Below are 11,849 nucleotides of genomic sequence, written 5' to 3' on the forward strand. Positions count from 1 at the left end.
GAGGAGTGCGGGATGTGTGGGGCGGCCTGACCCCTCCCCCGAATACTGGGGGTCAGACCGCCCCGGTCCGGGGTACGGCTCAGGCCGGCTGTGCCTCCGGCAGCTCCACCAGGCACGGCAGGGCGTCGCGGTCGCTCGCGCCGAGGCGGGCGTACGCGCTGTAGAGGTGGTTGCCGACCGTTCGAATGGACAGGGTGAGTTTCTCGGCGATCTGGCGGTTGCTCAGTCCGGCGGCCGCGAGGGTGACGATCTGCCGCTGGCGGGCGGTGAGTTCGCCGAGGACCAGCCCGGACAGGGCCGGGGTGCGGGCGCCCTGGCAGCGCCGGGCCAGGGCGACGGCGCGGGTGCGTGAGGTGCGGGCGGCGCTCGGATCGCGGTGCGCCCCTGTGGCCTGGGCGTACGCCTCCGCCGCGAAGAGCAGGAAACCGCGCTCCTCCAGGGCCTGTGCGGCACGGTCGAGGGCGGGTCCGTCCCCCTGGGCGAGCGCCTCGGCATGGGCGGCGAAGACCCCGCTCAGGCGACCGACGGCCCGGTCGGGCACACCGAGGCGGACGGCGTCGTACGGCTCCTCCCCGACGGTGCCGAGAGCCGCGTCGAGATCACCGCGCGCGGCGGCCCACCAGGTGGCCGCCGAACCTGCCGCCACCTCAGATGAGTTGGCTGAGCCGCTTGGCCGGGGCGGGGTCTCGGTGAGTTGGGTGGTGCTGGAGCGGGGTGCGGCCGCGGGGGGTTGGGGGGTACTGGAGTCGGTCGCGGCCGCGGATGGTTGGGGGGTGCCGGAGCCGATGAGGGGCACGGGAGGGTGAGGGGCGGCGGAGTCGGCGGCGGGCACGGAAGGGCGCAAGGGTCCGGAGTCCGCTGCCGGCACGGAAGGACGCAAGGGACCGGAGTCGGCGGCGGGTACAGGAGGATGCAGGGGATCGGAGTCCGCTGCGGGTACGGGAGGGTGCAGGGGGCCGGGCTCGACGAGGGTCGCGGAACGGTCGCCGCAGGAACCGGTCGACGACTCGGTGGAGTGGTCGGTGTCCGCTGGAGCCGCATGTTCCGGATGCCCCGACTGTGCCGTGGCCAGGGTGAGTTCGAGGCGGCAGGCCGGGTCGTCGGCGGTGGCACACAGTCCCTCCCTCGCCCACGCCGCGGCCTCCCGCAGTTCCCCCCGCAGTCGGGAGAACCGTGCCCGTACGGCGGCGTGCCGGGCGGGTACGCCGGGGCCCTCGGCCAGGAGCCACTCCCCCACCGGGGCCGGGACGGCTCGTACGTCCGTCTCGGCGATCGCCCGGGCCAGCATGGCCGTCTCCCTCTCCAGGGCGGCCGCGCAGCCGGCCGGGGTGCGGGTCAGGCGGCGGGCCCGCAGACGTCCGGCGGCGGCTCTGAGCACCGGGCCGTGGAGGGGGTGGGCGAGGCGGACGGCGCCCTGCTCGTCGACGTCGACCAGACCGTCGGCCTCCAGGGTTTCGAGGACGTCGAGGTCGAGCGCGGCGGTGTCCATCGGGAGCGGCTCGCCGAAAGCCAGACGGTCCAGGGTCTCCCGCTCGCCGGGACCCGTGCGGTCGAGGAGGTGCGCGGTGCGCTCGCGCACGCTCGCGGTGACCGGCACCGGGCCGCGCCACTGCCACTCGGCCGAGCCCGGGACCCGGTGCAGCAGCCCCCGCTCGCGCACCGCGTCCACCAGCTCGCGCTGCAGCCGCAGATCGCCCCGGCACAGGCGGTACAGCCGGTTGACGGTGAGGGTCTCGAGACCGCCGGCCGCGAGCAGCCGCGCGGTCTCCTCCCGGGGCAACGGTTCCAGGGCGAGGCGCGGCAGGAGCTCTCCGGTCCACAGGCGGGAGATCGCGCTCGGTGACCGCGCGCCGTCGATGGCGACGACCAGCAGTCGGGTGCGGCCGTGCACCGCGAGCTGGTGCACCAGGGCCGCCGAGGCATCGTCCAGCAGGTGGGCGTCGTCGACGAGCAGCAGCCGTACGGACGAGAGGAGTTGGACTGCTCGGTGCAGGGACACGGTCTCCGGCAGCAGGTGCGCGAAGGCGGCGAAGGGCAGGCCGCGGGTCTCGGGCGTGCCCACCGCCCGGGCGTGGTCGGTGCCGCGTACGGCCTCCGTGACGAGCCGGGTCTTGCCCCGGCCCGCGGGACCGGTCACCACGATGCCCTGCCGTCCCCCGGCAACGGACCTGCGGACCAGCTCGAGTTCGTCCTCGCGCCCGGTGAACGGCCAGGGCAGCTCCGGTGTCTTCGCGTCCCGTTCGAAAGTCGTCACGGAAGCATGAGCACCGCTACTCAGTCCTGATACAGGGGGACTTGAGTAGCCCCCGACTCAGGCGCCCCGAGACGCCCGACGGCACGCTGAACCCCATGACCGCACGCTACTGCTCCCTCGCGCAGCAGTCGGCTCGGGCGTTCACGCCGGGGCTGGCCGCCGAGCGGCTGAGTGCGCTCATCGGCGGCAGCCGGATGTGGGTCAACAGCACGGTCCTGCACTACTGCTTCTTCGACGGCGACGCCGACGGGTCGGTCATTCCTGTTCCGGGGACCGGGCTTCAGGGGACCGGGCAGTTCCGCCGGGTGTCGTGGGTCGGCGCCAAGGAGCAGCGGGACGTGGTGCGTGAGTGCTTCCAGGAGTGGCAGGACCTCGGGATCGGGGTGCGCTTCACCGAGGTCGGCGACCGGTCGGAGGCCGAGCTGCGCATCGGGTTCCAGTTCGGCGACGGCTCCTGGTCGGCCGTGGGCAAGGACGCGCTCGCGGTCGGTCTGAACGAGCGCACCATGAACTTCGGCTGGGACCTGACCGCGCCCGGGGAGCGCGGGACGGTCCTGCACGAGATCGGGCACGCGCTCGGCATGCTGCACGAGCACCAGAGTCCGTTCGCCGGGATCCACTGGGACGACGAGGCCGTCTACGCCGATCTGGCGGGTCCGCCGAACTTCTGGAGCCGGGACCGGACGTTCTTCAACGTCCTGCGCAAGCTGGACCCGGACGAGGTCAACGGCCCCGTCTGGGACCCGCAGTCGATCATGGAGTATCCCTTCGAGGCGGGGCTGGTCCTGGAACCGGAGCAGTACCGTGCGGGCCTCAACCCGCCCGGCACCCTGTCGGCCTCCGACAAGGAGTACGTCCTGCGCTGGTATCCGCCGACCGGGCAGGTCCGGACGCCGGAGCTGGTGCCCTTCCGGTCCGCGCCACTCGGGCTCGGACCGGGTGAGCAGGCCGACTTCACCGTGGAACCGCCGGAGACCCGCGAGTACACGGTGGACACGTTCGGCGACAGCGACACCGTCGTCGTGGTCTTCGAGGAGCGGGACGGGGAACCCCGCTATCTCTGCGGCCGGGACGACGCGGGCACTGCGCACAGCGCCACGATCAGGGCCCGTCTGGTGAAGGGCCGCCGTTACTTCGTCCGTGTGCGCCTGTACTCCGCGTGGGGTTCGGGGGAAACCGCGGTCATGTGCTGGTGACAGCACAGACGGGCCGCACGGGCGAGGCTGGACCACTGTCCGGCGCCGGGGGAATGGCCGGAAGTACGTAGCCTTCGGGGGAGGGAAACGTACTTCCGGCCACACGGCGTTCAGCGGGAGTCACGCGCGTCGTCGACATCCTGGGACCGAAGCTCACGGGTGAAGACGACACGGGCGCGGCCGGGACCGTCGTAGTCCTCGACCACTCGGTCGTCGAAGCCGAGGCCGCGGTGGAAGGCGATGGAGCCCTCGTTGGTGACGGAGGTGATCGCCTTGAGACGGACCGCTCCCTGGAGGCGGGCGGTCTCGGTGAAGGCCTCGTAGAGGGTACGGCCGAGGCCTGTGCCGCGGGCGTCGTCGCGGGTGGCGATCAGGTGGACGTATCCGGTGCGGTCGGGCGTGACGAATCCGAAGAGGTAGCCGCGGATGCCGTCCTCTGCTCTGGCGACCAGACATGTGGACCCGAACTCCCGCACCAACGCGGTGAGATGGAGCGCCCGAAGGTCCCGGTCGCCCCAGTAGCGGGCGTGGTCCTCCAGGACCTGGTGCAGGTCGCCGACATCGGCGAGGTCGATACGAACGGCCATGGCGCCGATCATGGCATGACGCCGGGCGCGTCGCGGTAGACGGCCGCCGTGCGGCGCGCGGTCGCTGCCAACTCCTCGCGGACGTCCGCCGGTTCGAGGACCTCGGCGTCGGGGCCGAAGCCGAGCAGACGGCGGCAGGCTGCTTGCCGGTCGTCGAAGTGGAGCATCAGGCGGTGCCGGCCGGGCTCATCCGGATCGACGGTGGCCCGAGCTGCCGACTCTGTGTCGCCGAGCACCTGGGGCAGTGCGGCGAGGCCTGCCGGTGTCAGGCGTACGGTGACCGCGAGTCGGTCCAGGCTCGCCTCGAACTCGGCGGTCCAACGGCCCCAGTAGGCCGACAGGTCGAAGTCGGTGGGGCGGACGAAGGGCTCGGGCAGGAGTTCCGCCGCCGTGATTCGGGAGGCGCGGTGTGCGAGGACACCCCGGGCGGACCGGACGACCAGGTACCAGATGCCCGCTTTCGCGACGAGGCCCAAGGGGTCCACCGTCCTCGTGGCACTGGAGCGGCTCGCGTGAGTCAGACGCAGCCGCATGTCCTGTCGTACGGCATCGACGAGTACGGGGAGGTGCGGGACCAACTCGGGTGGCCTGAACCAGGCCTGGGTGTCGATGTGGAAGCGGTTCACCGTGGTGTTCGCCTGCTCGCGGCCCGCCGCCGGCAGTGCGGCCAGGAGTTTCAGGCGCGCCTGGGCCAGCGCGTCACCGAGCGCGATCCGTTCCAGGGGCCCGCTTCCGGAGGCAGCCGCCAGCAGCGCCGTCGCCTCCTCCGCGCTGATGCCGAGCAGCGGACTGCGCCAGCCCTCCAGGAGACGGCAGCCGCCACCGGGCCCCCCGCTCGCCACCACCGGGACGCCCGCCGCGCTCAGCGCCTCCAGGTCCCGGTAGACGGTACGGACCGACACCTCCAGCTCCGCGGCCAGTTGGCGGGCCGTCAGCTGCCCGCGGGACTGCAGGCTGAGCAGGAGGGACAGCAGCCGGTCGGCTCGCATCGGGCGATCACCTCGTCGACGTATGACTGACAAAGGATGTCAGCCATACGGCCGTAGCGTCATCCGTGAAGCCCCAGAGCAGCAGGGAGACAGCACATGATCACCGGATACGTCATCGGCGAGAGCCTCCGGTCCGGCGCGGTGTTCGAGGCGCGCGGACTGCGACTGCGCAAGGTCAGCAGGGTCGAGGTCGGCGGGGCGAGCGACACGCAGCCGCCCGTGTGGACCTTCGTCGAGTGGGAGACCGACAGCGAGGACGCCGGCGCGCTCGCGGACGCGCTCGCCTCGGCGCTGGAGCCCGAGAACGGCTGGTACGCCGACTTCACGGCCGGCGACGAGCACGTGGTCGTCTTCGCGGGCAAAGTGTTCCGCTGCCGGCGCGGCGACGAAGCGGGCCGCGCCGAAGCGGTGGCGTACGGGCGCTCGGTGGGTACGCCCGAGCATCAGCTCGACTGGGAGGAGTGAGCGATCTCGCCTCCGCCGGAGCAGCTCGCCGCTGATCGCACGGGACTTACCGGTGTCGATGCCGGCCCGTCAGGGGGAATGGTCAGGGGGTGCGGGTGGTGTGCGAGGACCAGTCCAGGATCTGTACGGCGGCGCCGGCGGCCTCCAGGCCTCGGCAGTGGGCGTGGTGCCGGCGGGCGATGCCGTCGAGGTCGAGGTGGGTGCCGAAGGCCGGGTGGGCGGTCAGACGGCGCGCGTAGGCCCACAGGGTGGGGTGGTCGGCGATGCGCTGCACCGCGGCGGCGTCGAGGTGGTCGCGGTGCACGGTGTCGAGTTGCACCAGGGTGACCCACAACTCGACGTCGGCGGCCGTGAGGTGATCGCGGATCAGGTACTCCCGCCCCACCAGCCAGCGCTCCAACGAGCCCAGGGTGTCCAGCAGTCGTTCCAGCGCGGCGGCCCGGTTCACGTCGTCACCGCCCGCCGACCCGGCATGCTGGGCGGACTGCGCGATGGCCCTGCCCATCCGCTCGACGGCCTCGGTCTCCGACTCCGCTCCGCACGGGTACAGCGCCGGGCGGCCGCCACCGAAGTGCCGGGCCAGGTCGCGGGTGATGTCGGCGGCGTGGGTGCTGACGATCCGCCCCGACCAGTCGTCGCTGAGCACCGGCGCGACGGCCGCGCCGGAGTACCGGTGGGCACTGGCCTCGTACAGCGGGCGCAGCGCGGAGTGGCCTCCGTCGGGACAGTCGGGGACCGGGTCCAGGAAGGTCACCGGACAGACCTCGTCGAGGCCCAGGAGGCTGTGTACGACGGCGATGCGCAGACCGTCCGCGCAGGCGGCGGCCAGGTGGAGCCGGTAGCGGCGCGGCACGGCGTAGTGCCCGCTGCGCGCGTCCTGTCCGATCCTGCCCCGGAAGGCGGGGGCCGGGTGGGCGGCGGGGACGTGGGCGAACGAAGTGACGGACATGGGTCTCCCCGGGGTGTCGGTGCGCAGACGTACGCGCGGCGGAAGCGTCGTCGGGCCGAAGGTGCGGGCCAGGACAGGGAGGGGGCGGCGGCGGCCGGGTTCAGCCCAGGGGCCTGATCGCGCTGCAGACGCGCAGCAGGTCGATGTGCAGGCGGGAGGTCAGAAGGGGCGAAGGCCGAGGTGTACGGCTCTCTCGGTCGGCGGCCGGTGCAACGCGCCCCATGTTTCCCTACCTGTTCACTAGGATTCCCATCTGGAGTGTCGATCGGGCCGGGGCGCACGTCAAGAGGGCGTCCACGAGGTGGGCGGGGACGGGGCGGGCCCCGCCTCCCCCGTCCGGGTCAGTGTGACTCGCGGCTGACCTCCGAGCCGCTGGAGCCGACGAGGAAGTCCAGGTCCGCGCCCTGGTCCGCCTGTTGGACATGGTCGACGTACAGCCGCTCCCAGCCTCGCCTCGGGTTGGCGAAGCCGTCCACGGTGGCCGCGTTCGGGGTGCGGGCGGCGAGTTCCTCCGCGGGCACCTCCAGGTCGATGCGGCGGGCCTCGACGTCGAGGCTGATGACGTCACCGGTCCGTACGAGGGCGAGCGGGCCGCCCGCCGCCGCCTCCGGGGCCACGTGAAGCACGACGGTGCCGTACGCCGTTCCGCTCATCCGGCCGTCGCAGACCCGCACCATGTCCCGCACCCCCTGCTCCAACAGCTTGGTGGGCAGCGGCATGTTGGCCACCTCGGGCATGCCCGGGTAGCCCTTGGGCCCGCAGCCGCGCAGGACCAGGACGGAGTCGGCGTCGACGTCCAGGTCCGGGTCGTCGACGCGGGCGTGGAAGTCCTCGATGCTGTCGAAGACGACCGCCCGGCCCCGGTGGCGCAACAGGTGTGCTGAGGCCGCCGCGGGTTTGATCAGCGCCCCGTCGGGGGCGAGGCTGCCGCGCAGGACGGCGATCCCGCCCTCCTCCACGAGGGGACGGGCCCGGGTCCTGATCACCTCGGCGTCCCAGATCGGGGCGTCGGTGAGGTGGTCCACCAGTGGCCTTCCGGTCACGGTCAGCGCGTCGGGATCCAGGAGGTCGGCGACCTCGCGCAGCACGGCGAGCAGTCCGCCGGCGCGGTGGAAGTCCTCCATGAGGAACCGTCCGGCCGGCTGGAGGTCCACCAGGACCGGCACCCGGGAGCCGATGCGGTCGAAGTCGTCCAGGGTCAGCTCGACGCCCAGTCGCCCCGCGATGGCGAGGAGATGGACGACCGCGTTGGTGGAACCGCCGATCGCGGCCAGCGCCACGATCGCGTTGTGGAAGGACCCCTTGGTCAGGAAGGTGCTCGGGCGGCGGTCGCCGGACACCAGCTCCACCGCGAGCCGTCCGGTGCCGTGCGCGGCCTCCAGCAGCCTGCTGTCCGGAGCGGGGGTGCCGGCCACCCCGGGGACCACCGTGCCCAGCGCCTCGGCGACCAGCGCCATGGTGGAGGCGGTCCCCATGGTGTTGCAGTGCCCGCGGCTGCGGATCATCGACGACTCGGAGCGGGTGAACTCCTCCTGGGACAGGGTCCCGGCGCGGACCTCCTCCGACAGCCGCCACACGTCCGTGCCGCAGCCGAGGGGGGTGCCGCGGAAGGTGCCGGTCAGCATGGGCCCGCCGGGCACGACCACCGCGGGCAGGTCCACCGAGGCGGCGGCCATCAGCAGGGAGGGGATCGTCTTGTCGCAGCCGCCCAGCAGGACGACGCCGTCCAGGGGGTTGGCCCGCAGCATCTCCTCCGTGGCCATCGCCGCCATGTTGCGCCAGAGCATGGCCGTGGGCCGCACGTTGGTCTCGCCCAGCGACACCACGGGCAGGTCGAGGGGGATGCCGCCCGCCTCGTACACGCCGTCGCGCACGGACCTGGCCACCTCGTCCAGGTGGGCGTTGCAGGGCGTGAGGTCGGAGGCGGTGTTGGCGATGGCGATCTGGGGCCGGCCGGTGAAGGCGTCGGCCGGGACGCCCCGGCGCATCCAGGCCCGGTGGATGTAGGCGTTGCGGTCCTGTCCCGCGTACCACTGCGCGCTGCGAAGGTTCATCGCTGGGACTCTTTCCGGTAATCGGTACGGCGGTCTACTATCCGGAACGCCATGCAGCATACGCAGCGGTTCCCCGCTTCGGCAGCCCCCGTCACGCACCGCGCGGAGGGCGACCGTCTGGTGGGATCGGACCGGGTGCTCGCCGTGCTCAAGGAGCTGGCCCGGCATCCGGACGGGGTGGCGCTGGACGAGCTCACCCGGGCGATCGGCAGTCCCAAGCCGACCGTGCACCGGGCTCTGGCCGCACTGCGCCGGGCCGGTCTTGCCGCACAGGACCCGGGCGGCCGCTATCTGCTCGGTGACGAGTTCCTGAGGATGGCCTTCGCGCATCACGAGGCCCGCCCCGAACACGTGCGGGTGCGGCCACTGCTGGAGACACTGGCCGACCGTTTCGGCGAGACGGCGCACTACGCCGTCCTCGAGGGCCGCGAGGTCGTGTACCGCGCCAAGGTCGACCCGCCCACCGGTGCCGTCCGGCTGACCTCCACGGTCGGCGGCCGCAACCCCGCCCACGCCACGGGGGTCGGAAAGGTGCTGCTCGCCCACGAGTTGGGCACCCTGGACGCGGTACGGCGATGGATCGGCGAAGTGCCCCTGGGACGCCGGACACCCGGCACTCTGTGCACGGCCGAGGAGTTGCACCGCGAGCTGCGGGACACGCGCGAGCGGGGGTACGCCCTGGACGACCAGGAGAACGAGACCGGCGTCAACTGCCTTGCCCTGCCCGTGTACGGCACCTCGCCGCGGGTCCCCTCCGGGGCCGTGAGCGTGAGCGCGTTGGCGTACCGGACCTCACTGCGGGCGCTGGTGGACGCCGTGGAGGAGATCCGCGAGGTACTCGGCCCCTTGAAGGAGCCCTTCTGATGCGTGCCTTCGTCCTCACGGCTCCCGGCGAGTTCGCCGTGCGGGAGGTACCGGAGCCCGTCGCCGCTCCCGGCGAGGTCGTCGTCGATGTCGAGCGGGTCGGCGTGTGCGGCACCGACCTGGAGTTCTTCACGGGTGCCATGACCTATCTGCACCAGGGACACGCCGGCTATCCGATGCGGCTGGGCCACGAGTGGGCCGGCCGGGTGCGTGCGGTGGGCGCCGGGGTCGATCCCGGCTGGGTCGGACGGCGGGTCATGGGCGACACCATGCTCGGCTGCGGGACCTGCCGCCGCTGCCGGCGCGGTCGGCAGCATGTGTGCGAGCAGCGGGAGGAGGTGGGCATCCGGGGCGGTCGAGCGGGCGCCCTGGCCGAGCAACTCGCCGTTCCCGCAGGCTCGTTGCACGCCCTGCCGGATTCCGTGGACCCGGTGCTCGGAGCGCTCGTCGAGCCCGGCGGCAACGCCCTGCGGGCCGCGCAGGCCACCGGCGCGGGGCCGGGTGACCGGGTCCTGGTGCTGGGCCCCGGCACCATCGGTCTGCTGGTCGCGCTGTTCGCCCGCGCCGCCGGTGCGGAGGTGCATCTGATGGGCGCCACCGAGGACTCGCTCGCCTTCGCACGTTCGCTGGGCTTTCCGCACGCCTGGCGCGAGGACACGCTGCCGGACCTGCCGTTCGACGCGGTCGTCGACGCCACCAACGCGGTCCATCTGCCCGCCCTGGCACAGGAGTTGGTCGAACCGGGCGGGCGTCTCGTCTACATCGGGCTGGCCGGTGAGCCGAGCAGGATCGACACCCGCGCGCTGGTCCTGAAGGACGTGACGGCGGTCGGCGTCCTGTCGGCCTCCCCCGGGCTCGACGCCACCATCAGGGCGTACGCCGACAAGGTCGTCGACCCGAGGCCGCTGGTGGCCGCCACCGTGGCGCTGGACGCGATCGGCCCCGTACTCGCGGGCGAGCGTCCGCCCGGCGCCGGGCCGGGCCCGAAGATCCACGTCGATCCCGGCTCGGTCTGAGGGATTCGAGCCGGTGGCAATCAAGGTGCAGCCGACCGCGCAGGTCGACGAGAGCGCGGCGATCGGCGAGGGGACGACGGTCTGGGACCTGGCCCAGATCCGCGAGCACGCCCGGCTGGGGAGCGGGTGCGTCGTGGGCCGGGGTGCCTATGTCGGCCCCGGGGTGCGGATCGGCGACAACGTGAAGCTCCAGAACTACGCACTGGTCTACGAGCCCGCGGTGCTCGGCGACGGGGTGTTCGTGGGCCCCGCGGCGGTTCTCACCAACGACTGCTTCCCGCGGTCGGTGGACCCGGAGGGCAACCCCAAGCGCGGCGGCGACTGGGAGGCCGTGGCGGTCGAGGTGGCCGAAGGGGCGTCCCTCGGGGCCCGTTCGGTGTGTGTGGCACCGGTACGGATCGGCCGCTGGGCCCTGGTCGCGGCGGGCGCCGTGGTGACCCGGGACGTGCCCGACCACGCCCTCGTGGCCGGCGTTCCGGCGCGCCGCATCGGCTGGGTGGGGCGGGCCGGCGTACGGCTGGTCGAGCGGGAGGGTGAGCCGGGGGTCTGGGAGTGTCCCGAGACGGGTGCGCTGCACGACGAGCGGGACGGCCACCTCGTCGAGCGCCTATGACGCACGTTTCCCGTCGAAACACCGCCTGTGTGTCCTGTTCGTCCTCGTTCCGGACACGGCTGCCCATTGCCGTCCTATAACGTGTCGACCGTGATCACGGACGAGATCAGGGGCAAGGGGGACCGCGTCCGGGATGCGTTTCGGCCCGCGGACGCGGTGGGCGTGTGACCGGCCGGCCGACGCCCGCGGTGCTGCCCCCGTCGCTGCGCGCGCCGCTCGGGCTGGTCGCGGCCCTCGCCGCGCTGGTGGTCCTGGTGATCGGGGCCCTGTACGCCGGCCACAGCCTGCCCGGCAGGGTGGACAGGTGGATCGTCGCGCCGACGGCGGACAGTGTGCGGCCGCCATGGCGGCGCGTCGCTCTGGCTCTGGACTTCTTGGGAGAGCCTGCCGGATCGGTGCTGCTGGTCATGGTCCTCGTGGCGGGCTGCCTGCTGCTTCGCCGTCCACGCGCGGCGGTGCTCGCCGTCGCCGGCGCCGCCGTGGTCGTGGGGACGGCGACGCTGCTCAAGCATCTGGTGGGGCGCACCATCCACGGCGCCGACAACCTGTCCTATCCGAGCGGGCACACCTCCTTCTTCACCGCACTCGCCCTCGTCGTGGCGCTGCTCGCGACGGACCGGCTCGGCCTCGGCAGGACGGCCGGCACGTCACTCGTGCTCTGCGCGGCGCTCCTGGCCGGCGCCGCGATGGGATGGGCCGAGGTCGCCCTGGGCGCGCACTATCCCACCGACGCGCTGGGCGGCTGGTGCACCGCGCTGGCGGTGGTTCCGGCGACCGCGTGGCTGGTCGACCGGGCGGCCGACCGGTTGGCCGACCGGACGGCCGGCGCCGGGCAACGGGACGCTCGCTGACGTCACATCAC

At 73.0% G+C, this 11,849-nt stretch carries 12 protein-coding genes; 6 read left to right on the forward strand and 6 right to left on the reverse strand.

What is annotated here, in order from left to right; genetic code table 11:
• Positions 1-79: 79 nt before the first annotated feature.
• Positions 80-2,254, reverse strand: a complete 2,175-nt coding sequence (locus ABZT93_RS08690) for a LuxR C-terminal-related transcriptional regulator (RefSeq protein WP_356100948.1) — start codon at positions 2,252-2,254, stop codon at positions 80-82.
• Between the two features lie 95 nt (positions 2,255-2,349).
• On the opposite strand from ABZT93_RS08690, the gene ABZT93_RS08695 reads away from it, so the two are divergent.
• A complete protein-coding gene (locus ABZT93_RS08695) occupies positions 2,350-3,450 on the forward strand; it encodes a M12 family metallopeptidase (protein WP_356100951.1) in 1,101 nt (366 codons plus the stop codon).
• 110 nt (positions 3,451-3,560) lie between these two features.
• On the opposite strand, the gene ABZT93_RS08700 is transcribed toward ABZT93_RS08695, so the two are convergent.
• Positions 3,561-4,037: a GNAT family N-acetyltransferase gene (locus tag ABZT93_RS08700; RefSeq protein WP_356100954.1), complete on the reverse strand. Its 477-nt coding sequence runs from the start codon at positions 4,035-4,037 to the stop codon at positions 3,561-3,563.
• An 8-nt stretch (positions 4,038-4,045) separates the two neighbouring features.
• A complete protein-coding gene (locus ABZT93_RS08705; protein WP_356100957.1) occupies positions 4,046-5,026 on the reverse strand; it encodes a WYL domain-containing protein in 981 nt (326 codons plus the stop codon).
• A gap of 96 nt (positions 5,027-5,122) precedes the next feature.
• Between ABZT93_RS08705 and ABZT93_RS08710 the strand changes: the two genes are divergently transcribed.
• On the forward strand, positions 5,123-5,491 hold the full coding sequence (locus ABZT93_RS08710; protein WP_356100959.1) for a hypothetical protein: 369 nt from the start codon (positions 5,123-5,125) through the stop codon (positions 5,489-5,491).
• 82 nt (positions 5,492-5,573) lie between these two features.
• Here ABZT93_RS08710 and ABZT93_RS08715 read toward each other — a convergent pair whose 3' ends face one another.
• The 3 genes from ABZT93_RS08715 to ABZT93_RS08725 form a co-directional block, all read right to left on the reverse strand.
• The gene (locus ABZT93_RS08715; protein ID WP_356100962.1) at positions 5,574-6,440 is read right to left on the reverse strand and encodes a glutathione S-transferase C-terminal domain-containing protein; all 867 of its coding nucleotides are present in this window, start codon (positions 6,438-6,440) and stop codon (positions 5,574-5,576) included.
• Positions 6,441-6,540: 100 nt separating this feature from the next.
• Positions 6,541-6,663 carry a putative leader peptide gene (locus ABZT93_RS08720; protein WP_356100964.1) on the reverse strand — a complete coding sequence of 41 codons (123 nt, stop codon included), beginning with the start codon at positions 6,661-6,663 and terminating at the stop codon, positions 6,541-6,543.
• 118 nt (positions 6,664-6,781) lie between these two features.
• A complete protein-coding gene (locus ABZT93_RS08725) occupies positions 6,782-8,494 on the reverse strand; it encodes an IlvD/Edd family dehydratase (RefSeq protein ID WP_356100966.1) in 1,713 nt (570 codons plus the stop codon).
• Between the two features lie 39 nt (positions 8,495-8,533).
• Between ABZT93_RS08725 and ABZT93_RS08730 the strand changes: the two genes are divergently transcribed.
• The 4 genes from ABZT93_RS08730 (at position 8,534) to ABZT93_RS08745 (ending at position 11,838) form a co-directional block, all read left to right on the forward strand.
• Entirely contained in the window at positions 8,534-9,358 is an 825-nt protein-coding gene (locus tag ABZT93_RS08730) for an IclR family transcriptional regulator (protein ID WP_356101461.1), read from the forward strand.
• Positions 9,358-10,374, forward strand: coding sequence for an alcohol dehydrogenase catalytic domain-containing protein (locus tag ABZT93_RS08735; protein ID WP_356100968.1), 1,017 nt, complete (start codon positions 9,358-9,360; stop codon positions 10,372-10,374). The genes ABZT93_RS08730 and ABZT93_RS08735 overlap by 1 nt, the downstream gene beginning before the upstream one ends.
• Positions 10,375-10,387: 13 nt before the next feature.
• The gene (locus tag ABZT93_RS08740) at positions 10,388-10,987 is read left to right on the forward strand and encodes an acyltransferase (protein WP_356100971.1); all 600 of its coding nucleotides are present in this window, start codon (positions 10,388-10,390) and stop codon (positions 10,985-10,987) included.
• 164 nt (positions 10,988-11,151) lie between these two features.
• Complete coding sequence (locus tag ABZT93_RS08745; RefSeq protein ID WP_356100974.1) at positions 11,152-11,838, forward strand: phosphatase PAP2 family protein; 687 nt, start codon at positions 11,152-11,154, stop codon at positions 11,836-11,838.
• Positions 11,839-11,849: the final 11 nt, after the last annotated feature.

It is taken from the genome of Streptomyces sp. NPDC005303 (assembly GCF_040607335.1).
Lineage (GTDB): Bacteria > Actinomycetota > Actinomycetes > Streptomycetales > Streptomycetaceae > Streptomyces.

What these genes read in the sequence shown, in the direction of transcription:
- ABZT93_RS08710 (WP_356100959.1), top strand. Translation starts at nt 5,123, where the DNA reads ATGATCACCGGATACGTCATCGGCGAGAGCCTCCGGTCCGGCGCGGTG.
- ABZT93_RS08695 (WP_356100951.1), top strand. Translation starts at nt 2,350, where the DNA reads ATGACCGCACGCTACTGCTCCCTCGCGCAGCAGTCGGCTCGGGCGTTC.
- ABZT93_RS08715 (WP_356100962.1), bottom strand. Translation starts at nt 6,440, where the DNA reads ATGTCCGTCACTTCGTTCGCCCACGTCCCCGCCGCCCACCCGGCCCCC.
- ABZT93_RS08705 (WP_356100957.1), bottom strand. Translation starts at nt 5,026, where the DNA reads ATGCGAGCCGACCGGCTGCTGTCCCTCCTGCTCAGCCTGCAGTCCCGC.
- ABZT93_RS08720 (WP_356100964.1), bottom strand. Translation starts at nt 6,663, where the DNA reads ATGGGGCGCGTTGCACCGGCCGCCGACCGAGAGAGCCGTACACCTCGG.
- ABZT93_RS08725 (WP_356100966.1), bottom strand. Translation starts at nt 8,494, where the DNA reads ATGAACCTTCGCAGCGCGCAGTGGTACGCGGGACAGGACCGCAACGCC.
- ABZT93_RS08700 (WP_356100954.1), bottom strand. Translation starts at nt 4,037, where the DNA reads ATGGCCGTTCGTATCGACCTCGCCGATGTCGGCGACCTGCACCAGGTC.
- ABZT93_RS08735 (WP_356100968.1), top strand. Translation starts at nt 9,358, where the DNA reads ATGCGTGCCTTCGTCCTCACGGCTCCCGGCGAGTTCGCCGTGCGGGAG.